The sequence below is a fragment of the Elioraea sp. genome, from assembly GCF_051860475.1.
In the GTDB taxonomy this organism is placed as follows: domain Bacteria; phylum Pseudomonadota; class Alphaproteobacteria; order Acetobacterales; family Acetobacteraceae; genus Elioraea.
In genome coordinates this window covers 1-22,011 of sequence record NZ_JBHYDW010000072.1, presented here as the reverse complement: position 1 = coordinate 22,011, position 22,011 = coordinate 1, and the positions used below count along the sequence as shown (strand labels likewise).

Here is a 22,011-nt window from a genome sequence, read left to right as displayed (position 1 = left end):
CGCGTCGCCTGCGGGGCGGCGCGCAGCCACAACCCCTCGATCATGCGCACCAGTGCAGGCATGCGCGAGGCCCGATAGATCGCGAAATGCAGCCGGCTGATGCGCGCCATCATCGCTTTCCAATCGCCGCTCGGCCGAAGGGCGACGATCTCGGCGTCAAACCGTTCTACCTCGGCGAGCTCACGCGGTGTGATCAGCGCGGCCGCACGCTCGGTCGCGAGGCCCTCCAGCGCCACCCGGATGTCGCGCAGTTCGCGCAGCTCCTCGGCGGAGAGGCGCGGTACGCGCATCCACTTGTTCGCCTCGGCCTCGATCGCGCCCTCGGCGGCGAGCCTTCCGACCGCCTCGCGGATCGGCGTGGGGCTGACGCCGAACGCCGCGGCGAGGCCCCGGATGGTCAGATGCTCACCCGGATCGAACCGCCCCGTCATCAGCGCCTCGCGCAGTCGCGCATAGGCGTGGTCGCGCAGGGTGGTGTGCTCGACCACGGTGAACACCGCGTAGGGCCGCCCGGTCACGCGGGCGCGTCCCGGCGCAGGATATGCGCGAGGAACTCGCGTACGCGCTCGGTCGCGGGGGAGGCAAAGAAGCACTCGGGCGGGTCGTCCTGCAGCACCTGGCCGAAATCCATGAACAGGATTCTGTGCGCGACCTCGCGCGCGAAGCCCATCTCGTGCGTCACGACGATCATGGTGATGCCGGTATCCGCCAGTTCCACCATCACGTCCAGCACCTCGCGAATCATCTCCGGGTCGAGCGCCGAGGTTGGTTCGTCGAACAGCATCACCTGAGGCCGCATCGCCAGTGCACGCGCAATCGCGACGCGCTGCTGCTGCCCACCGGAGAGCTGCGCCGGGTACTTGTGCGCCTGCTCGGGGATGCGCACGCGCTCGAGCAGGGTCATCGCGCTCTCGCGCGCCTCGGCCCTGCCGATGCCGAGCGCCAGCTCCGGCCCGACCGTGCAGTTCTCCAGCGCCGTCAGGTGTGGGAACAAGTTGAACTGCTGGAACACCATCGCGACGCGCCTGCGCACGGCTGGCAGCGTGCCGGCAGCGCGGCTGGCCTCGATCCCGTCGACGACGATGCGCCCCGAGTCGTGGTCCACCAAGCCGTTGACGCAGGAGATCAGCGTCGACTTGCCCGAGCCCGACGGGCCGCAAATGACGATGCGTTCGCCGCGTGCCACTTCCAGCGAGACACGGTCGAGCACGGTCAGCACGCCATAGCGCTTGATCACCGACCGCATGGACACGACCGCGCTCATCGCTCGCTCACCCCGAGCCGACGCTCCAACCCGCGGCTGTAGGTCGAGATCACCGCGCAGATCGCCAGATAGATCAACGCGACGAACAGGTAGGGCTCGATGTAGAGCCCCCACCATTTCGCCTCCGCCGTAGACGCGTTGGCGGCACCGAGCAGGTCCATCATCGAGATCACGACCACCAGCGAGGTGTCCTTGAATGCGGCGATGAAGATGTTGACGAGTGACGGGATCACGATGCGCAGGGCCTGTGGCAGGATAATACGCCGCTGCGCCTGCCAATAGCTGAGCCCGAGGCTCTCGCACGCGGCGTACTGGCCGTTCGGGATCGCCTGGAGGCCGCCGCGGATCGCCTCGGCCATGTAGGCGGCGAAGAACAGCGCAAACGCGATCTGCGCGCGCAGGAGCACGTCCATCGTCCAGTCCGGCGGAACGAAGTAGGGGAACAGCACCGAGGCAAGGAACAGCAGCGCCACCAGCGGGACCCCGCGAAAGAACTCGATGAACGCCGTACAGACCGCACGGAGCACGGGCATGTCGGAGCGCCGCCCGAGCGCGAGCAGAATCGCCAGAACGAACGCGCCGGAGACGCCGACCGAAGCCAGAATCATCGTCAGCGGCAGTCCGCCCCAGAGCCGCGACGGCACAGGCACGAGCCCGAGCAGGCCGCCCCAAAGCAGGGCCGCGATGGTGAGGATCACGCATGGCCAGGCGAGTGCCAGAAGCAGCCGTGTCCGTCGCGCCGCCCACATCGCCGGCGCGAGCGAGGCACCAAGCAGCAGCGCGAACAGCACCATCGCAAGGGCTGGCCGCCATTGCTGCGCGTAGGGATAGGGGCCGAACAGGATCAGCCGCCAGCGGTCGGCGAGGAACGCCCAGCACAGTCCGCCCGTCCGCGCACACTGCTCGGCCGTCTCCGCCTGCCAGACACCGCGTGCGAACGCCCAGTCCCACATCGCGATGCCGATGCGGACCAGCAGCCACACGAGCAGCAGCGTAACGGCCGCATTCGGCCACGTATCGAACAGTCCTGCGAGGACGCCGAAGCGCCGCCGCGCGACCGCGGGGGGTGGACGCGCCACGGAGAGCGCGACGGCGGAGCTATCCATCAGCCGCGCCGCCGCATCAGATGGCGGTTGTAGAGATTCATCAGGAACGCAGTGAACAGCGAAAGCGACAGGTAGACCAGCAGCAAGATCGTGATGCACTCGACCGCACGGCCGGTTTCGCTGATCGTCACCTGTGAGACGCGCACCAGATCCGGGTACCCGATCGCCACAGCGAGCGAAGAATTCTTGGTCAGGCTCAGATACTGGCTGGTCACTGGCGGCACGATGATCCAGAGCGCCTGGGGGAGAACCACGCGACGAAGCTGCTGCCCGCGCGCCAGGCCGAGCGAGGCGGCCGCCTCCACCTGCCCTTTCGGGACGCCGAGGATCCCCGACCGGATCGTCTCGGCCATGAAACCGGCCTGATAGACCACGAGGCCGGCCAGCAAAGCGACGAACTCGGGACTGACCGAGACGCCGCCCTGGAAGTTGAAGCCGCGCAGTGTCGGCACGCTGCCCTCGAGCGGTTCGGCAATCGCGAGGAACAGCAGCACCGGCAGCGTCAGGGCGAGCGCAAACATCACCACGGTGCGCAGCGCCGCGCCGGCGCCCCGCGCGAGCGCGGCACGGCGCATCAGTACCGCCCCGGCCGTGCAGGCGACGAACGCTGCAAGCGCAACACCCATCGCCGGCTGCCAGTCGAGCGCGGGGAAGACCAGGCCGCGATTGGACAGGAACACGCCGGGCATTACCGCCCACGCCTGGTGCGGTCCTGGCAGGGCGCGGATGGCGAGCTGGTGCCAGAACAGCAGTTGCAGCAGCAGTGGCGTATTGCGCACCGCCTCGATCCAGCCCCAGGCGAGGCGCGACAGCAGCCGGTTCGGCGACAGCCGCGCGAGAGACAGAATCATCGCGACGATCGTCGTCAGCATGATTCCGAGCATGGCGACCAGCAGCGTGTTGGCGAGACCCGCGAGGAACGCCACGAGGAAACTGTCACCGGCGCGATAGCCCACCAGGTTTTCGCCGAACTCGAAGCTGGCACGCCCTGCAAGAAACCCGAAGTCGATGTCGAGGCCGCGGCGCGCCACGTTGCCGGAGATGTTGGCGGCCACCCACAGCACGCCAGCGATCACCACCGCACCGGCGAGCGTCTGCCAGACCGCAGCGCGCACACCGGGGCGGAGCCAGACTGCCGCGAGGCCGTTCATCCCGCCCGCATGGCCCGGGCGGTGGGCAACGACATCATCGCCAGGTGGGCGACCATTGCAGTCCGCCGTCGAGGGCGAGTGCGTTGAGCCCCCGCGGCAGCTTGATTACCGACTTCTCGCCGTAGTGCCGGTCGAAGATCTCGCCGTAGTTGCCCACCGCGGCGACGATCCTCTGCGTGAAGTCGTTGGCGAGACCCATTTTCGCGCCGATCTCGCCCTCGACGCCGAGAAAGCGGCGGATCGCCGGATCGCGGCTCTCGGACGCCATGTTGGCGACGTTCTCCTGCGTGATCCCCATCTCCTCGGCATTCACCAGCGCGAAATGCACCCAGCGCGCGACGTGGCTGTAGGCCCGGTCATCGTCGCGCACGATCGGACCCATATGCGATTTGGCGAAGATCTCGGGCAGGATCAGGTGATCAGCCGGATTGCGCAAGCGCGACCGGCGCATTCCGAGGAACGGCACCTCGGAGGTGACAACGTCGCAGCGGCCCTCCTCATAGAGCGCGTACATCTGCGTCGTGTTCTCGATCGCCACGGGGCGGAAGGTCATGCTGCGGGCGCGGAAGTAGTCCGAGATCATACTGTCGGTGATGCCGCCGGCGACCAGACAGATCGTCGCGCCATTCAGATCGGCGAGCTTAGCCGCGCCGGAGCGCTTGTGCACCATGAACGCGTGCCCGGAGTAGAGCGTGGGGCCGACGAAATCGAGGCCGAGCTCGGTGTCGCGCTGGATCGTGTAGGTCAGCGCGAGCGCAATCATGTCCACCTCACCCGACTTGAGCGCCGGGATGCCCTGGGCGAGCGTCATGGTTCGGAACTCGACGTTGGTCCCGTCGCCAAGGATGGCCGCCGCCATCGCGCGGCAGTAGTCGACATCGAAACCGACCCGGTTGCCCTGAGCGTCGAGGGCTGAAAGGCCGGGGACGTTCTCATAGACGCCGCAGCGGAACACGCCGCGGTCACGGATCGTCTTGAGCTGATCAGGCGCGGCCTGCGCCGCCGCTTCGCCCGCGGCACCAAGGCCGAGCAGCGCCGCCACTGCCAATACCGTTCTGCGCATCATGTACGTTCTCCCTCTCCCGTTGACGTTGTTGTCAGTAGGTCTGTCCGGCATGCTCGGCCGCGCGGGCGCGCGTGCCGGCCTCGCGCACATCGGCCACCGATGCGGCGAGATTGGCGAGATAGAGATCCGCCGTCTCCGCGTGCACCGGATTGAGATGCATGTGGATGCCCGGCGGCTCGACCTGGCGGCCGACGAACCAGCCGCGTCGCGTCATCGCCTCAGCGACCAGGCCGATATCAATCGCTGGGTCGCTGGAGCGGTAGACGAAGATGCACAGCTCGTGCGGCTCCAGTACCGCGAGACCGGGGATCGCGTTGATGCCGCGCGTGAGCTTCTCCACCGTGTCCATGATCACGCGCGCCCAGTGCGTGTAGCCATCTTGGCCCAGGAAGTTCATCACGGCCCAGGCAGCAGCCACCGCGCCACCCGCGCGTGTGCCCTGCACCGTGTTAGAGGCGTAGGTCCCGCGCTCCCAGCCGCTGAAGGTGAAGGTCTGGTGCCTCTGCAGGGCACGGTCGCGGAGCAGCACCAACGAGGCACCCTTCGGGGCATAGCCGTACTTGTGCAGATCCGCCGAGATCGAGGTGACACCAGTAACCGAGAAGTCAAACTCGGGGATCTCGTGGCCGAGCCGGCGCACGAAGGGAGCGAGGAAACCGCCCACGCAGGCATCCACATGCATCCAGAGGCCTCGTTCCTGCGCCAGATCCGCGATCTCGCGGATCGGGTCGAACACGCCGAATGGGTAGTTTGGTGCGCTGCCGAGCAGCAGGATCGTGTTCACGTCGATCCGATCCGCCATTGCTGCGACGTCGGCGCGGAAATCGTTGCGGGTCGTCGGTACGCGGATCGCGTTCACGCCGAAATACTCGGCGGCGCGGTCGAAGGCCGGGTGCGCCGTGCGCGGCAGCACCATGTTGGGCGCGGTAATGCCCTTGGTCTCCCGCGCCCAGTCGCGCGCGGTCTTGATCGCGAGCAGGATGCTCTCGGTACCGCCCGAAGTGAAAGTGGCGGTCGCCTCGGGCGGCGCGTGCAGCAGATCGAGGCCCATCGCGATCACATCGTCCTCCAGTGTCTTCATGCTGGGGAATGCGCGCTGGCCCATCGCGTTCTCGGTCCAGTAGGCGAGATAGGCCTCCTGCTGGACGCGCTTCACCTCCTCGTTGAGGTAATAGAAGTAGAGCGCCATCCGCCCTTCGCGCCACGAGAAGTCTGTTCTCTTCGCGGCCTCCAGTTCGGCCTTCAACTCCTCCCAGGGGCGGCCCTGCGCGGGGATGGAGCGTCTCGGGCCATCGGTCATCCGGATGCCTCCTGGAACGGGTGGGAAAGGACTGCGACGAGGAACGCGGTTGCGGCAGGGATCAGCGCCAGGTGGTCATGCCCGGCGCCTTGCACGACGTCCTGCCGCACGGTCAGGCCGGCATCGCTGAGGCTCGCGACGAGGGCTGTGGCCCGATCAAGCCGTGTCGGCCCGGCATCGTTGACGCCGGGCATCCAGTCATGTGCCCCCTCGCGGATCGCGATCTCGGTCGGATCGTCGTCGGCCGATCCGACGACGATCTGCACTGGCACGCGCGCGACCGCGGCCCGGTCGATCCGCCTTGCCCCGAACGCCGCCGCCATCCCGCCGGTACCGACCCACCACGGAAGGCGGTCGTCGAGCAGCGTGATGAGCCCTGGAGCCGCCAGCGACACCGCGCGGAGGTGCTCGGGGTAGAGATACAGGAAGCGGTGCGCGAACTGCGCCCCTCCCGAGAAGCCGAACAGCGCGAAGCGAGTGCCATCGCACTCAAGGCGGTATTTGCGTGCGACCTCGGCGATCATCGTGAACAGCAGGCGGTCGCAGGCAAAGCCCTCGAAGCGGAGGAACTTGTAGGCGTCGAGGTCTCCCGGGATCGCCAATCCCCCAGGGAACATCGGCGCCAGCACGATCGCACCGGTCGCCCCGACGAGGCTCTGGAACGGCACCGCATGGTCCTCACGCATCGAGCCGTGCAGCGCGACCAGCAGCCGATGCCGCGATGTCCCGCCCGGATCGTAACCACGCGGAACGCACAGACGATAGCCTACGCGCGGCTCCGCCTGCAGGGCCCAGTATGGCGTGACGCCCGTGTCGTAGCGCGTGAGGAACCAGGGCCGATCAGCATGCGCGAGCATCGGCCGCTCACGAAGCAGGGCGCATCTTGGTCGCGAGCGTGAACCCGTCCACGCGCGGCTCGTAGGCAACGCTCGCACGGCTTGCCCACAAGTTCTTGGTCCAGTGCGTTGGGATCACCGCGACATCGGCCATCGCCTGCGCAGTCGCCTCCCGGATCAGGCGCTCCCGCTCGGCATCCTCGATCGTCTCGAGCGCGACGTGAATCCGCCGGTCCACCTCCGGGTTCGAGTAGCGGCCGCGATTGCCACGCCCCATCCCTCTTGCGTCATCGTATGTGGCCAGCGCGGTCCGGATCGTCGTCACGCCGCCCGACGAGCCTGCGCCCCAGGAGTTGAAGAAGAAGCTGAACTCCAGTCGATTGACGCGCGGGAAGAAGGCGGTGGAAAGCATCGCGTCGACCTCGGCGCGGACGCCGATGCGCGCGAACATCTGTGCGAGCGCCTGCAGCACCTTCTCGTCGTTCACCAACCGGTCCGACGTGCCGTGAATGGCCATGCGGAAGCCTTCGGGATAGCCGGCCTCGGCAAGCAGGCGCCTGGCACGGTCCGGGTCAAACGACGGTGCAGGAATGGCCGGCTCATGGCCGAACACACCGGCCGAGACCATCTGGTTCGCCGGGAAGGCGAGGCCCTCCATCACCCTGGCGCAAATCGCATCGCGGTTGATCGCGAGACTGAGCGCTTGACGGACGCGCAGGTCCCGGAACGGATTGGGGATCGGACTCCCGTCATGCGCCGCCACGCCGACGGCACGCTCGCGGTGGAAGTCGAGTCCGAAGTAAACGATGCGATTGCCGACGCTCTCCCACACGCGCACCGCTGGATTGCCGCGAAGTGCGGGGATGTCAACAGGCGGCGGCTGTTCGATCAGATCGACATCGCCCGACAGCAGTGCGGCGACGCGCGAGCCAGTGGCCGTGATCGGGCGGAACACGACCCGCGCGTAAGGCAGCGGCTCTCCCCAGTAACGCGGGTTCGCCTCCAGCACGATGCGCTGCCCGCGAATGTACTCAACGACCCGATACGGTCCGGTGCCGATCGCCGCCGCCATGGTGTTGAAGTCGGAGGTCTTCGCCGCCGCGAGACGTGCAGGTACGATCATCACCGCACCCATGTAGTTCGGCATCAGCGGGAACGGCGTCGCCGTGCGAAGCACCAGGGTGTGATCGTTCTCGGCTTCCATGGCGATGATCTGACGCACATAGGGCACGAACGAGGATGGGCTGTTCTCGACGGTCGGTACCCTGCGGAACGAGGCGATCACGTCGGCCGCAGTGAACGGCGCGCCGTCATGCCACACCACCCCGCGGCGCAGCCTGAACTCCCAGGTCAACGGATCCTTCGTCCGCCAGCTCTCGGCGAGTTCCGGGATCAGTTCCATCCTCGGTCCCTGCCCCACGAGGTACTCGTAGATGTGCCGCTGCACATTGATGGTCGGGTCGTGGTCCTGGAAATGGGGGTCGAGCGAGGTCGGCTCTGCGGCGGCCGCGATGTTCAGCGTGCGTGGCGCCGCTCCCTGTTGTGCGCGCAGGATCCCGGGCGCGCCGACGGCTGTGCCGATTGAGCCGATCGCTACACCGGCAAGGGCGCGACGCGACAGACGCATCGGACTGCCGGACGGACCAGCCTGCTTCCTCATCTTCGTCTCCCTCCCCTACCCGGTTTGCGCGAGCCGTTCTAGATTTAGCTAATGCTAGGCACTAATGTGATCACATGCAACACCAGACCGGCGAGCAGAACACCGCACCGCGCAGCGATGTCGGCGATCCTGCCTCGGCGTACTATCCGAGACCGTTTAACCCGACGCCGCCCCATGCGCACGGCTTTCCTATTGAGACCGCACCCGTGCCGATCGGCCCCTGGGCAAGAGGGAACACCGGGATTCCCTATCTCTGGAGCTTCGAGGCATCAGAGCCCGGACCGCATGTCGCGCTGGTCGCGCTCACCCATGGCGATGAGATCTGCGGCAGCTACGCGCTCGATCTGCTCCTGCGCACGCGGCTGCGGCCCGTGCGCGGGCGATTGTCGCTGCTGTTCAACAACTGGCGCGCGCACGAGCGTTGGGACCCGGCCGCGCCAAACCAGGCATTCTACATTGATCACGACATGAACCGCATCTGGGCGGCGAGCATGCTCAACGGAGCTGACCGTAGGGTCGAACTCGATCGCGCGCGGGAACTGCGTCCCTTCATAGACAGCGTCGACGTGCTGTTGGACTTGCACTCCACCCAGCAACCGTCACCGCCGATGACATTGCCCGGCTGGCCGGTTCGCAAGACTACGTTCGCCTGTTCGATCGGATGGCCGGGGTTGGTCGTCCGCGACGACGGGGGTGGCCGGCTGCGGGACTGGGGCGGGCTCGGCATGACCTCCGGAACGCGGGTCGGAGTGGTTGTCGAGTGCGGGCAGCACTGGGTCGCCGAGACCGGGCTGAACGCCGTGCGGGCCGCAGTCCGGCTGCTCGACCGGCTTCGCATGATCGACGCGGCCGTCGTGACGCCGCTTGTGCCTACCCGACCGGCCGAGCGTGCTCGCGTCGTCACCGTCACGCATACGATCCTGGCTCGCGGAGAGTCTGCTGGGCTGGGACGGATCTGGCCCGACATCGCCGAAGTCGCCGAAGCCGGTACCCTTCTCGGCCATGACGGCCTTGCCGAGATTCGCACTCCATATCCCAATGCCGTACTGATCATGCCCGTCGCTCGGCCACGGCCTGGCGCCGTGATGCTCCGCATCGGACAAGATGATCCCGGCGCCCTTGCCAGCTCGGTGCATAGCACGTCTCCAAAGCGCTGAAGCCGTCCGAGGGGGCGAGCACGTGCGCCACACGGTCCGAAGGGACCGGGGCGCCGAGATGCACGTCCCTCACGGTTAGCGTCCTGGCGGTAGCGTGGCCCCTTCGCGACTGGCCCATGTCGCCGACGACGTGCATGATTGCACCTCCGACGGAGGCATCATGATTGAGCAGCCCATCGGTGCGCACCGCGCGTACCAGCACCCGCACCAGCGCTCGCGCCATGATCCTGCGGTCGCTGGCGCCTGGAGGATCACCGCGTCATGATCCTGGTCGGTGTCGATGTCGGTGGCACGTTCACGGACCTGGTGCTCGCGGAGCCGGGCGGCGCGCTGAACGCGATCCACAAGGTTTCGACGACGCCCGACGACCCGTCCGGGGGTGTGATCGAGGGCATCCTCGGCGTCTGCGAACGCGCCGGCATCGCCTCCGGCCGCGTCGATCACGTGCTGCACGGCACGACCATCGCGACCAACGCGGCGCTCACCCATCGCGGCGCCGAGTGCGGCATGATCACCACACGCGGCTATCGCGACGTGATCCATATCGGCCGGCACCAGCGCCCGCAGCACTACTCGATCCAGCAGCGCATCCCCTGGCAGGACACGCCGCTGATCCGCCGCCGCCATCGCCACGAGGTGACCGAGCGGCTGATCCCGCCGCGCGGCGAGGTGCTCACCCCGCTCGCCGAGGACGAGGTGCGCGCGGCCGCGCGCGCGCTGAAGGCCGCCGGCATCACCTCGATCGCGATCTGCTTCCTGTTCTCCTATCTCGATCCGGTGCATGAACGCCGCGCGCGCGATCTCGTGCTGGAGGAGCACGCGGAGGCCTTCGTCACCCTCTCCTCCGACGTGGCGCCGCAGTTCCGCGAGTTCGAACGCTTCACCACCGCGGCGATGAACGCCTTCGTCGGCCCGCCCGTGCGCGACTACGTGCGCCGGCTCGAGGGGCGGATGCGCGCGGCCGGGCTGACGGCCGATCTGCACATCATGGCCTCGAATGGTGGGGTCGCGACCGCAGCGATGGTCTCCGACCGTCCGGTGGTGACGATGCTCTCCGGCCCCGCCGCCGGCGTGCTGGGCGGGATCTGGGCCGGCGGACTGTCGGGGCGGCGCGATGTGATCACCTTCGACATGGGCGGCACCTCGGCCGATATCGGCATCGTCGCGGGCCGACGCTTCGTCGAGGCGACCGCGCGCGACACCTGGATCGCGGGGTTCCCGCTGCTGACGCCCATGATCGACATCCACACGATCGGCGCGGGCGGCGGTTCGATCGCGCGGCTCGACGCTGGCGGCGCCTTCCGCGTCGGCCCGCAATCGGCAGGAGCGGTGCCGGGACCGGCTGCCTACGGCCGCGGCGGCACGCTGCCGACCGTGACGGACGCCAATATCGTGCTCGGCCGGCTCGATCCGGCGAACTTCCTCGGCGGCGCGATGGCGCTCGATGCGGGCGCGGCGCGGGCGGCCGTGCAGCGCTTCGCCGCCGAGGTCGGGCTCGGGCTCGACCAGGCGGCGCTCGGCATCCTGACCATCGTGAACGCCAACATGGCGAACGCGATCCGCAGCCGGACCGTGCAGAAGGGCATCGATCCGCGCGGCTTCGCACTCGTCGCGTTCGGCGGCGCAGGCCCGCTGCATGCGGTCGAGGTCGCGCAAGCGCTCGCGATCCGCGAGGTGCTGGTGCCGCCCTATCCAGGCATCACCTCGGCCATGGGCTTGCTCACCACCGATCTCCGCTACGATGCCGTGCGCACCTGCTTTCAGGTCTCGGGCGCGCTCGATCCGGCGCGCATCGCCGCCGACTTCGCCGCGATGGAGGCCGCGATCGCCACGCAGCTCGCCACCGACGGGATCGATCGCGCCGACGTCTCGTTCGCGCGCGCGGCCGATCTCCGCTATGTCGGCCAGGGCTACGAGCTGCGCATCGCGGTCGATCCCGGCGAGACCACCGGCGCGATGCTGGACACGGCGATCGCGCGCTTCCATGAGCGCCACCGCACCGAGTACGGCCACGCCTTCTCGCAGAGCCCGATCGAGATCGTGAACCTGCGCGTCATCGGCACCGGCGCCCGCCCCAAGCTCGGCCGGCCGAGCCCGCCGCGCGCCGGCAGCATGGACGGCGCGCTCACGCACCGCGGCCCTGTGGTGTTTGCCGGCCCGGCGGGACCGCAGACGCGCGACACCGCCTTCCTCGCGCGCGACCGCCTGCCGCTCGACACCGCGATCGCCGGCCCTGCGATCATCCTCCAGACCGACAGCACCACGGTCGCTCCGCCTGGTACCACGGCGGTCGTCGATGCGGCCGGCAACCTGATCATCGCCACGGGAGAGCCCGCATGAGCGACCGCAGCGCGCACACCGCGATCGATCCCGTCACCGCCTCGGTGATCCAAGGCGCGCTTGAGAATATCGCGGTCGAGATCGGCTACAAGCTGATGCGGATGTCCTACTCCTCGATCATTCGCGAGAGCGAGGATTTTGGCGCGGCCCTGGTCGATGCGGAGGGACGCGGGCTCGCCGAGAGCGCGCAGTCCACGCCGCTGCAGTCGGGGCCGATCCCGGGCTACGTGAAGCACATGCTGGCGGCACTCGCCGCGCGCGGCGAGGCGGTGCGGCCCGGCGACGTGATCATGCACAACGACCCCTATGGCGGGGCAAGCCACGGGCCGGACGTCGCCTTCATCGTGCCGGTGTTCCACGACGACACGCTGGTCGGGTTCTCGGCGACCACCGCGCATCATCTCGATATCGGCGCGCTCACACCCGGCTCCTGCGGCATCGTCGATGCGATCGACGCCTATGCCGAGGGGCTGCAGTTCAAGGCGATCAAGGTATTCGACCGGGGCGTGCGCAACGATGCGGTCTGGCAGATTCTGCGCGACAACGTGCGCGCCTCGGCGCTCGTGGTCGGCGACATGGAGGCGCAGGTCGCGGCGAGCCGGATCGGTGCGGAGCGGATGGCGGAACTGGTCGCGCGGTGGGGCCTGCCGGTGTTCCGCGCCGCCTGCGCGGCGCTGATGGACCATGCCGAACGGCTGATGCGCCAGGCGATCGCGCGTCTGCCGGACGGCACCTGGCGCGCCGAGACCTTCATCGACGGCTATCTCGACGATCCCGATCCCGCTCGGCGCGAACTGCCGATCGTCGCGACGGTGACCAAGCGCGGCGACGGGCTGGTCGTCGATCTCACCGGCACCGCGCCGCAGGTGAAGGACCGGCCGATCAACATGCCGCTCACCGGCACGGTCGATGTCGCGGTGTGGCTCACCGTGCGCTCGGTGCTGCTCGACACGGCGGTGCACGGACACATTCCGGTCAACGAGGGACTGACCCGGCCGATCGAGATCATCGCGCCGAAAGGCTGCCTCGCGAACCCGGAGTTCCCTGCGCCCACTATCGCGCGGTTCTGCCCCGGCAACCAGCTCGCCGATACGGTGATGAAGGCGCTCGCTCAGGCGGTGCCGGAGCAGGTGAGCGCGGGGATCGGCAACCTCAAGGTGATCGCGTTCTCAGGTCTCACGGGCAACAGCCACTGGGTCCACATGGAGATCTTCGAGGGCAGCTATGGCGGCCGCCCGGGCGCGGACGGGATGGACGCGGTCGATACGCTCTACGCCAACACGCGCAACAACCCGATCGAGGACATCGAGACCCACGTGCCGCTGCGTGTCGAGTGCTACACGCTGCGCGAAGGCGTGGCCGGCGCGGGGCGCTGGCGCGGTGGCCTGGGCAGCATGCGCTCGTTCCGCTTCCTCGTCGATGGCGGCGCCTCGGTCGAGGGCGAGGGCCACCGTTTCGCGCCCTGGGGTTTCGCCGGCGGACATGACGGCGCGCCGGCACGGCTGACGCTGCGCCGCGCCGACGGCAGCACGCAGCCCCTCCCCTCGAAGGTGCCGCACATGGCGGTGCGCACGGGCGACACCTTCCTCTGCGAGGGGCCGGCCGGCGGCGGCTATGGAGAGCCACGTCTGCGCGATCCCGCGGCGGTGCGCGACGACGTGCTCGACGGATTGATCACCGCGGAGGAGGCGCGGCAGGTCTATGGCGTCGTGCTCGCGCCCGACACGACGCTTGACCGCGAGGCGACCGCGGCCGCGCGGCGTGCCTGATCCATGACCCGGGAGCAGACCGCACCGGACCACGCCGTTGTCATCGGTCTCGGCCTGATGGGCTGCGACATCGCCGCAATCTTCCTCGCCGGTGGCTGGCGCGTCACCGCGGTCGAGCCGGCCGGCGGGCTCACGCCCGAGCGGCGTGCCCGCGTGCGGAGCTCGCTCGGCCAGCTGGAGGCTGAGCCCGACGCGGTCAGCGCCCTCTCCGCGGTCGAACGTCTGGATGCCGTTGATTTCGCCTCCGCCGCGGTCGTGATCGAGGCGGCGCCGGAACGGCTGGAGCTGAAGCGCGCGATCTTCGTCGAGCTCGACCGGCTCGTGCCGCGGGACGTGCCGGTCGCGAGCAACGCCTCGGGCTTCCGCATCACCGACATCGCAGGCGACTGCGCGACGCGCGAGCGGATGGCGAACCTGCACTTCTTCCTGCCCGCCCATCTCGTGCCTGGTGTCGAGGTGGTGCAGGGCGAGCACACCGATCCGGCGGTGTGCGACCGTCTCGCCGCGATCATGACCGCGCTCGGGCGCAAGCCGATCCGGGTCGCGCGCGACGTTCCCGGCTTCCTCGCCAACCGCATCCAGCACGCGCTGATGCGCGAGGCCTTCGCGGTGATCGACCAGGGACTCGCCACCGCCGAGGATGTCGATGCGGCGGTGCGCTACGCCTTCGGCTTCCGCTATCTCGCTGCCGGGCCGATCCTGCAGAAGGAGCTCGCCGGTCTGGAAACCCAGCTCGCGGCCGCGCGCACGATCTATTCCTCGCTCTGCAATGATACGACGCCGAGCGCCACACTCGCGCGCCTGGTGGCAGAGGGGCGGCTCGGCGCGAAGAGTGGGCGCGGCTTCCGCGACTGGCCGCCCGAGGCGGTAGCGCGCGAACGCGCGCGCTACGAGCGCACGCTGCTCGCGGCGATGCGCGTTCTGCGCGAGGCCGACGCCGAGTGACGTCTCGCGGCGCGCGATCGCCCGTCGCGGCAATGGTAGCGCCAGGAGATGACACCCGCGCAACCTGCCGTTAGTCTGCCTGCGACTCTCCTTCCGCCGGCCGCTGGAGATCGCGGCCAGAAGGGAGAGCTGATCCGGCAACACTCCGGATTGGAACAGGTCTGTAACAGGGAGGAACGACATGAAGCGGAGATTCGTCACATCGGCCCTGGCCGCCGGGTTCGCGCTTGCACCGTTCGTGCGGCGCGCCCAGGCGCAGCCGAAATTCAGCGACGTCACCGTTCCGGGAACGATCGAGGCTATCGTCGCCTACGCCGCGGGCGGCGGCACGGACATCCTGGTGCGCACCGCCCTGCCGTTCATGGAGGCCGCGATCGAGGAACTGACAGGAAGGCGGCCCAATACCGTCGTGCGCAACATTCCCGGCGCCGGCGGCGAGGTCGGCTGGGTGGCGATGTCGCGCGCACGCCCCGACGGCTCGACCATCGGCGTCATCAACCTGCCGGCGATCGCGCTCGTTGAGGCCGCGCGCAAGCCGGCCTTCGCGCCCTGGACCGAGAAGCTGGTGCCGATCGGCGTCAACGTGATCGACCCGAACATCCTGGTCGCCAACGACCGCGCACCGGGCCGCTCGATCCGCGGCGCGATCGAGAAGGCGCGGAGCGATCCCGGCAGCATCACGGTGGGCGCCGACGGCCCGCTGTCGGACGATCATCTCGCGGTCTATGCGCTGGAAGCCGCCACGGGGGCGAAGTTCACCTTCATCCCCTATTCCGGCGGCGCACCGGCCCAGCGCGCCTTCCTGTCGAAGGAAGTCGAGCTGATGATGGGCAACGTCTCGGACTACGTGAACGTCAAGGGTTCCGCGGTCGACTCGATGATCTTCTGGGAGTCGCGCTACGACCTGGTCCCGGAGGTGCAGACCACCAACGAGGCGCTCGGGCGCGACCTCGGCATGTTCGGCTCGACGCGCGGCTGGGCGGGTCCGGCCGGCATCCCGCCGCGACTGCTCGAGCTCTACCGCGAGGCCTTCGCGATCGCCATGGCCAAGCCCGCCTACAAGGAGGAGGCCGTGCGCCGCCAGCTCACGCTCGTCGAACCGCGCGTGGGTGATGCGTTCGGCGAGATCATGCGCCAGAACCAGCAATCGGTGCAGGACCTGCTGCAACTCTTCAAGGCAGGCGGATATCTCGAATAGCACCATCGCCAACCCGTCGGCGGGGGCACAGGCGCGCTCCTGCCGACGGGTGAGGCGAACGTCAGCGCGAGCCCAACTTCGGAGATCAGCCACATGCGTCGGATCCTCGCCAGGCTGGGCGTGGACAGCGTCGCCGCGCTCGTCCTGATCACACTTGCCGGGCTCGGCTTCGCCGAGACCGCTCAATATCCTGAACGCGCGGCGATCTGGCCGCGCTGGATGCTCTACGCGCTGCTCGCCCTCAGCATCGTCCTGCTGCTGCAGTCGTTGCTGCGCCCGCCGGCGCGACGCGACGACAAGGCCGCAGAAGAAGCAGGCCCGCAATGACCGAGCGCGACATCCGGGTGCTCGTCTCGATCGGGTTCCTCACGGGCTTCGCCCTGCTGCTTCCCGTGCTCGGCTTCTTCGCCACGGCCACGCTGTTCCTGACCACGCACATGCTGTTCCTTGGCATCCGCAGCCCCGTGATCGTGGTCGTCGTCTGCGCGAGCCTGCTCGGGGTCGCGTGGGTGCTGTTCGAGCGCTTCCTCGGCGTGCCGCTGCCGCACGGGGTGCTGTTCTGATGGGCGCGCGCGCGCGGGAGACCGACCTCCATGGGTGAGCTGCTGTTCGACGCCGCGCTGGTGGCGTTCCACCCGATCAACCTGCTGCTGGTGTTCGCCGGCGCGGTGCTCGGCATCCTGTTCGGCGCAACGCCAGGCGTGTCGGCGACGCTCTCGATCGCGCTGCTCGTGCCACTGACCTTCGGCATGGACGCGGTGCAGGGCCTCTCCTTCCTCGGCGGCGTCTATTGCGGCGCGATCTTCGGCGGCTCGATCTCATCGATCCTGATCAACGTGCCGGGCACGCCGGCCGCCGTCGCGACGATGCTCGACGGCTACGAGATGACAAAGCAGGGCAAGGCCGGGCTCGCGCTCGGCGGCGCGATCACCGCTTCGTTCTTCGGCGGGCAGATCGGCGTGCTGGTGCTGCTGTTCGCCGCCCCCGCGGTCGCGGCCTGGGCGCTTCACATCCGCTCGGCCGAGTTCTTCTGGATCGTCGTGTTCGCGATGAGCACGGTCGGCGCGATCGGCACCGGCTCGGTGGTGAAGGGGTTGATCGCCGCGGTGCTGGGGCTGCTGCTCGGCGCGGTGGGGACGCACCCGTTCACCGGCTCGCTCCGTTTCACTTTCGGCGAACAGGCGCTCTACGAGGGTTTCCCGGTGATCGTCGGCATCGTCGGGCTGTTCTCGATCAGCCAGGTCCTCTATCTCTGTCACGGCAAGGGAACGGACACGCAGCTCGACATCCCGACCATCGGCCCGATGTGGCCCGGTTGGGTGCGCATGCTGGGCGTGAAGATCACCTATATCCGCTCGGCGATCATCGGCACCTTCATCGGCCTGCTGCCCGGCGCCGGCGCCGACATCGCCGCCTTCATCGGCCGGAGCGAGGCGCACCGGTTCTCGAAGCGGCCGGACGAGTACGGCAAGGGCTCCTACGAGGCGGTGGTGGGCGCCGAGGCTGCCAACAACGCCGTGGTCGGGGGAAGCCTGATCCCGATGCTGACGCTCGGCATCCCGGGCAACGCGGTGACCGCGGCGCTGATCGGTGGATTGCTCATCCACGGGATTATCCCGGGGCCACGGCTGTTCGTCGAGCAGCCCCAAGTGATCTACCCGTTCATCCTGAGCCTGCTGGCCGCCAACCTGTTCTTCTCGATCGCCGCGTTCGGCGGCCTCAAGTATCTCGCGAAGGTCGTGCTGATCCCACAGGGCGTGCTCGCGCCCGCGGTAGCGGTCCTGTCGGTGCTCGGGGCGTTCTCGTACCGGAACATGCTCGCCGACGTGTGGCTGATGCTGTTCCTCGGCGTGATCGGCTACATCCTGCGCCGCACCGGCTTCCCACTCGCGCCGATCATCCTTGGCATCATCCTCGGCCCGCTCGCCGAGAGCAATCTCGAGCGGGTGATGACGATCGCGCGCGCGCGGCGGATGTCGCTGATGGACTATTTCCTGCAGAACGAGGTGACGATCGTGCTGATGGTCCTGACGATCGGTGCTGTCGGGCTCTCGGTGCTGCGCGAGATCCGCCACCAGCGCTCCGGGCGCGGGAGCGCGCCGACCGGCGACGAGTAGCCGGACGGCACGCCCACGGCGCCTACGCGAGCCCCTCGGCCGCGAGCGCCGCCTTGGTGCCGGGCCGCTCGGCGACGCGGTCGTGCAGGCGCTTGAGCGCCGGGAAATCGGCCAGCGTCTTGCCCGTCCGCTCGGCCCAGCGCGCCATGACGTAGAGATAGTCGTCCACCACCGAGTGGCCGGAGGCGAGTGCGGTGTCGCTGCCGTCGAGCATCTCGTCGGCGATCTTGAGGTACTTCGCCGTGTCCTGCTTCGCCTTCTCGGCCGCCGCCGGGGCGTGCGCGGGATCGGCGACGAACCGCTCAGCGCGGCTGATTCGGGTGAAGCCGCCATTGTGGATGCTGCCGGAGATGAAGTTCATCCACTCGAGCGCGCGCGCCTGCCCCTCGACATCCTCTGGCAGCAGCTTCCGGTCGGGATAGCGCCGGCCGATCCAGAACAGGATCGCGGGGCACTCCGTCAGGATCGAGCCGTCGTCCCGCAGCAGCGCCGGCACTTTCGATTTCGGGTTCACTGCCAGGTACTCGGGCTGGAACTGCGCGCCGTCCTTCAGCGCCACGCGCTGGCCCTCGAACGTCGCCCCGGCCTCGTGCAGGGCGATGTGCGGGGCAAGGCTGCAGGCGCCGGGGCTGTAGAACAGCTTCATGGGGTGCTTCTCCTCGATCCGGGTATGCGCGGGATGCTGGGTCGGGCGGAACGGGCGCGCAAGGGGGTTGCCTCGGCACGGGCGAGCAGGTCCGCCATCGCGTTGTCGGAGGAAGTGACGGCGAGCGCGGTCGCGGTCGCAGCGTCGCGCCGGCGCAGCGCCGCGAGCAGCGCCCGGTGCCCCTCGACGGCGCGATCGAGCCGCCCCGGCCCGAAGCCGAGCCGAAGCCGCAGCGCCTCGACCAGCGCCCAGGTGCGTTCCATCACCGCAGCCGCGTCGCGATTGCGTGCAAGCGCCAGCAGGGCGGCGTGGAAGTCGTGATTGGCGGCCATCGCAATGGCTCCGTCGCCGCGCGCCACAGCTGCCTCGAACCGGCCCTCGATCGCCTCCAGCGCATCAAGGTCCGCCTCGGAGACATGCCGCACCACATCCGGGATCAGCAGACCGAGCACCGCGCCGCGCAGCCGATAGAGGTTGCGGATGTCGTCGGCACTGAGCACCCGCACCCGCGCGCCGCGGTTCGCGTCTGCCTCGATGAGTCCCTCGCCAGCGAGCTGGCGCAGGGCTGCGCGAACCGGCATCGGGCTCACGCCGAGCCGGGTGGCGATCGCCGCCACTGTCAGCTTCGCCCCGGGCTGGAACGTGCCGGTGACGATCAGCCGGCGCAGCGCATCGAGGACGCGATCCTCGATCGTGCCGCTGATCTGATCGATTTCACTTGAATTGATCAAACAACTCTCCTTTGATCGCCGTGGGAGGATACCGATGCGCCTTGCCGCCGGCCAGTTCCGCGAACTCACCCAGGACGATCTGCGCTTCGCGCGCCAGATCGGCTGCACCGGCGTGACGGTGAACAAGCCCGATCTCGACTCGCCCGCCTGGGTCGCGTTCCTGAACAAGCAGTTCCGAGCCTCGGCCGGACCGCGTCCGCCGACCACGCGCTGGAATGCGATGGAGCTCGCCCAGATCCGGTCCGCGGCAGCGGCGCACGGGCTCGCGCTCGAATGCATCGAGGGCGTGCCGAAGAACCTGATCGACCACGCGATCCTTGGGCTGCCGGGCGCGGAGGAGCAGATCGACGACTTCAAGGCGACCATCCGCGCGATGGGCCAGGCCGGTATTCCCGTGCTCGGCTATGCCTGGATCCCCGACCAGGTCTGGCGCACCGCGAAGGCCGCGCACGGGCGCGGCGGGGCGCTGGTCACCGCCTACGACCACGTGATCGGCGAACGGATCGCCACCGGCACCCTGCCGCCGCGCAATGAGGTTGCGATGTGGGCGAACTGGGAACGCTTCATCGACGCTGTGCTGCCGGTCGCTGAAGCGGAAGGGGTGAAGCTGTCGCTGCATCCCGATGACCCGCCGGTGCCCGCGCTGGACGGGGTCGCTCGAATCTTCCGCGACGAGGCCGGCTTCGCCCGCGCGATGCACTATGCCGACAGCCCCAATCACGGCATCGCCTTCTGCACCGGCACCTTCGCCGAGGCCGGCGCCGAGACGATGATGGCCGCGCTCACGCGCTTCGCCCGCGAAGGCCGCATCCACTACGTGCACCTGCGCAGCGTCGCCGGTGTCCTGCCGCGCTTCGCCGAATCCTTCATCGACGAGGGCACGGTCGACGCGGTCGCCGTGCTGCGCACCCTGCGCGAGGCCAGCTTCGACGGGTTCGTGATCGACGACCATGTGCCGCACGTGGTCGGCGACACGGTCTGGGGCCATCGCAGCCGCGCCTACGCCACCGGCTTCATCGCCGGGATCCTCCGCGTGCTCGGCGCGGACAATGCCACGACACCCGCGACCAACGCGACATCGCAACGGGAGACAACGCCATGATCACGCGCCGCTCGCTCGGCCTCGCCGCTGCCGCCCTCGCCGCCCTGCCGCGCGCGTCCCGCGCCCAGGGAACGGTCACGCTCCGCGTCGCCTTCGATGCGGAATGGACCGCGCTCGACCCACACTTCCACTCCTTCCCCTACAATCTTTCGGTTGCGTATCACCTGTTCGATGCGCTCACCGCGCATGACGCGGCGCAGCAGGCGGTGCCGCGGCTGGCCAGATCCTGGCGGCCGCTCGGAACCGAGGGCTGGGAGTTCTCGCTCCGCGACGATGCGCGGTTCCAGGACGGCAGCCCGGTCACCGCTGCCGATGTGGTCGCCTCGGTAGCGCGCATCCGCGCGATCCGCAACTCGCCAGGTCCGCTCACGACGGTGATCCGACCGGTGAAGGAGGCGATCGCCAGGGATGCCCGCACCGTCACCTTCATGACCTCGGTGCCCACGCCGGCCCTGCCCAACCTGCTCACCTCGGTGTTCATCGTGCCGGCGCGTCTCGCCGACGCCACAGGGGAGGACTTCGCCACCGGCCGCGCGCAGGTGGGATCCGGGCCGTTCAGATTCGTCTCCTACGCGCGCGGCGACAGGCTGGTGCTCGAGCCCAATCCCGCGCATTGGGGCGACAAGCCGACCTGGGCGCGCACCGAACTCCGCATCATCCCCAATGCAGGGGCGCGCGAGGCCGCGCTGCTGGCCGGCGACGTCGACTTCATTGTCAACCCTTCGACCACCAGCGTCGAGCGGCTGACGGCCGATCCGAACTTTCTCGTACACAAGGCGATCTCGACCCGCATCACCTATCTCCAGGTGCATCAGGGTGAGACGCCGAAGCCCGACATGGGCGGCACCGGTGGCCGGAATCCGTTCGCCGATGCGCGCGTACGCCGCGCGGTCAGCCTTGCGATCCCGCGCCAGGCGATCTGCGAGCGCATCCTCGACGGGCTCGCCATCCCCGCCTCGCAGATCATCGGCCCGGGCCAGTCCGGGCACGATCCGTCGCTGACGGTGGAGCCCGCCGATCCCGACCAGGCGCGCCGCCTGCTCGCCGAGGCCGGTTGGGGCCAGGGCTTCGATGTCCGCCTCTCCACACCGTCGGACCGCAACATGAACGGGCGGCGCGTGGCCGAGGCGATCGCTGCCGCGCTGACCCGCATCGGCGTCCGCGTCGCGGTGAATGCGGTGCCGCTGAACGTGTGGCTTGCGGAATGGCGCCGCGGCGAATACTCGATGGTGCTGCATGGCGCCGGCCCGGGGCCGGTCACCTGGACACTGGTGCCGCAGCTCGCCGGCACGAAGGACATGGCGGCAGGGTTCGGGCCGTCGAACGAGAGCCACTACTCGAACCCGGCGCTCGATGCGGTGATGCGGGCCGCCCTCGCCGAGATCGACACCGCGAAGCGCGAGGCGCTGCTGCACCAGGCCGCGCGCACCATCCGGACGGAGACCGCGGTCATCCCGCTGCACCACGAGGCCGCCATCTGGGCGTCGCGCAAGGGGCTCAGCTTCGCCGCGCGCAGCGACACCCTCACCTACGCGACCGATATCCGCGCCGCATAGGCGCAGCGGCGAGAATTGCGACAGGGCCGGGGGGCGCCGGGGGCGGGCCCCGGGGCCCGCCCCCGGC

At 69.0% G+C, this 22,011-nt stretch carries 20 protein-coding genes; 10 read left to right on the top strand and 10 right to left on the bottom strand.

Going from position 1 to position 22,011, the window contains the following annotated elements:
• The 8 genes from ACTIFU_RS13590 to ACTIFU_RS13555 form a co-directional block, all read right to left on the bottom strand.
• Positions 1 to 518: GntR family transcriptional regulator (locus ACTIFU_RS13590; protein ID WP_439578852.1), on the bottom strand; the 518-nt coding region annotated here is incomplete at its 3' end.
• Entirely contained in the window at positions 515 to 1,264 is a 750-nt protein-coding gene (locus tag ACTIFU_RS13585) for an amino acid ABC transporter ATP-binding protein (RefSeq protein WP_439578851.1), read from the bottom strand. The genes ACTIFU_RS13585 and ACTIFU_RS13590, both read right to left, overlap by 4 nt.
• On the bottom strand, positions 1,261 to 2,370 hold the full coding sequence (locus ACTIFU_RS13580) for an amino acid ABC transporter permease (RefSeq protein ID WP_439578850.1): 1,110 nt from the start codon (positions 2,368 to 2,370) through the stop codon (positions 1,261 to 1,263). The genes ACTIFU_RS13585 and ACTIFU_RS13580 overlap by 4 nt, the downstream gene beginning before the upstream one ends.
• Positions 2,370 to 3,521: an amino acid ABC transporter permease gene (locus tag ACTIFU_RS13575; RefSeq protein ID WP_439578849.1), complete on the bottom strand. Its 1,152-nt coding sequence runs from the start codon at positions 3,519 to 3,521 to the stop codon at positions 2,370 to 2,372. The genes ACTIFU_RS13580 and ACTIFU_RS13575 overlap by 1 nt, the downstream gene beginning before the upstream one ends.
• A gap of 34 nt (positions 3,522 to 3,555) precedes the next feature.
• A complete protein-coding gene (locus ACTIFU_RS13570) occupies positions 3,556 to 4,587 on the bottom strand; it encodes an amino acid ABC transporter substrate-binding protein (protein WP_439578848.1) in 1,032 nt (343 codons plus the stop codon).
• A 31-nt stretch (positions 4,588 to 4,618) separates the two neighbouring features.
• On the bottom strand, positions 4,619 to 5,887 hold the full coding sequence (locus tag ACTIFU_RS13565) for a pyridoxal phosphate-dependent decarboxylase family protein (RefSeq protein ID WP_439578847.1): 1,269 nt from the start codon (positions 5,885 to 5,887) through the stop codon (positions 4,619 to 4,621).
• Positions 5,884 to 6,744: an alpha/beta hydrolase gene (locus ACTIFU_RS13560; protein ID WP_439578846.1), complete on the bottom strand. Its 861-nt coding sequence runs from the start codon at positions 6,742 to 6,744 to the stop codon at positions 5,884 to 5,886. Before ACTIFU_RS13560 ends, ACTIFU_RS13565 begins: the two co-directional genes overlap by 4 nt.
• A 7-nt stretch (positions 6,745 to 6,751) precedes the next feature.
• A complete protein-coding gene (locus ACTIFU_RS13555) occupies positions 6,752 to 8,383 on the bottom strand; it encodes an ABC transporter substrate-binding protein (RefSeq protein ID WP_439578845.1) in 1,632 nt (543 codons plus the stop codon).
• Between the two features lie 74 nt (positions 8,384 to 8,457).
• Here ACTIFU_RS13555 and ACTIFU_RS13550 point away from each other — a divergent pair, with 74 nt between their 5' ends.
• From ACTIFU_RS13550 to ACTIFU_RS13515, 8 genes are all read left to right on the top strand, one after another.
• Positions 8,458 to 9,540: a peptidase M14 gene (locus ACTIFU_RS13550; RefSeq protein WP_439578844.1), complete on the top strand. Its 1,083-nt coding sequence runs from the start codon at positions 8,458 to 8,460 to the stop codon at positions 9,538 to 9,540.
• A gap of 261 nt (positions 9,541 to 9,801) precedes the next feature.
• A complete protein-coding gene (locus tag ACTIFU_RS13545) occupies positions 9,802 to 11,880 on the top strand; it encodes a hydantoinase/oxoprolinase family protein (RefSeq protein WP_439578843.1) in 2,079 nt (692 codons plus the stop codon).
• Positions 11,877 to 13,649, top strand: a complete 1,773-nt coding sequence (locus tag ACTIFU_RS13540) for a hydantoinase B/oxoprolinase family protein (RefSeq protein WP_439578842.1) — start codon at positions 11,877 to 11,879, stop codon at positions 13,647 to 13,649. Before ACTIFU_RS13545 ends, ACTIFU_RS13540 begins: the two co-directional genes overlap by 4 nt.
• A 3-nt stretch (positions 13,650 to 13,652) precedes the next feature.
• The gene (locus tag ACTIFU_RS13535) at positions 13,653 to 14,594 is read left to right on the top strand and encodes a 3-hydroxyacyl-CoA dehydrogenase family protein (protein ID WP_439578841.1); all 942 of its coding nucleotides are present in this window, start codon (positions 13,653 to 13,655) and stop codon (positions 14,592 to 14,594) included.
• Between the two features lie 181 nt (positions 14,595 to 14,775).
• The gene (locus ACTIFU_RS13530) at positions 14,776 to 15,792 is read left to right on the top strand and encodes a Bug family tripartite tricarboxylate transporter substrate binding protein (RefSeq protein WP_439578840.1); all 1,017 of its coding nucleotides are present in this window, start codon (positions 14,776 to 14,778) and stop codon (positions 15,790 to 15,792) included.
• A gap of 93 nt (positions 15,793 to 15,885) precedes the next feature.
• On the top strand, positions 15,886 to 16,119 hold the full coding sequence (locus ACTIFU_RS13525; protein WP_439578839.1) for a hypothetical protein: 234 nt from the start codon (positions 15,886 to 15,888) through the stop codon (positions 16,117 to 16,119).
• Positions 16,116 to 16,355, top strand: a complete 240-nt coding sequence (locus ACTIFU_RS13520) for a tripartite tricarboxylate transporter TctB family protein (RefSeq protein WP_439578838.1) — start codon at positions 16,116 to 16,118, stop codon at positions 16,353 to 16,355. Before ACTIFU_RS13525 ends, ACTIFU_RS13520 begins: the two co-directional genes overlap by 4 nt.
• A gap of 30 nt (positions 16,356 to 16,385) precedes the next feature.
• Positions 16,386 to 17,909 (top strand): tripartite tricarboxylate transporter permease, encoded by a 1,524-nt coding sequence (locus ACTIFU_RS13515; protein WP_439578837.1) that lies wholly within the window; start codon positions 16,386 to 16,388, stop codon positions 17,907 to 17,909.
• A 22-nt stretch (positions 17,910 to 17,931) separates the two neighbouring features.
• Here ACTIFU_RS13515 and ACTIFU_RS13510 read toward each other — a convergent pair whose 3' ends face one another.
• The gene (locus ACTIFU_RS13510; protein WP_439578836.1) at positions 17,932 to 18,555 is read right to left on the bottom strand and encodes a glutathione binding-like protein; all 624 of its coding nucleotides are present in this window, start codon (positions 18,553 to 18,555) and stop codon (positions 17,932 to 17,934) included.
• Positions 18,552 to 19,286, bottom strand: coding sequence for a GntR family transcriptional regulator (locus ACTIFU_RS13505; protein WP_439578835.1), 735 nt, complete (start codon positions 19,284 to 19,286; stop codon positions 18,552 to 18,554). The genes ACTIFU_RS13510 and ACTIFU_RS13505 overlap by 4 nt, the downstream gene beginning before the upstream one ends.
• Before the next feature lie 34 nt (positions 19,287 to 19,320).
• Here ACTIFU_RS13505 and ACTIFU_RS13500 point away from each other — a divergent pair, with 34 nt between their 5' ends.
• Together ACTIFU_RS13500 and ACTIFU_RS13495 are read left to right on the top strand one after the other, a co-directional pair.
• A complete protein-coding gene (locus ACTIFU_RS13500; RefSeq protein ID WP_439578834.1) occupies positions 19,321 to 20,388 on the top strand; it encodes a mannonate dehydratase in 1,068 nt (355 codons plus the stop codon).
• Positions 20,385 to 21,944, top strand: a complete 1,560-nt coding sequence (locus tag ACTIFU_RS13495) for an ABC transporter substrate-binding protein (RefSeq protein ID WP_439578833.1) — start codon at positions 20,385 to 20,387, stop codon at positions 21,942 to 21,944. The genes ACTIFU_RS13500 and ACTIFU_RS13495 overlap by 4 nt, the downstream gene beginning before the upstream one ends.
• Positions 21,945 to 22,011: the final 67 nt, after the last annotated feature.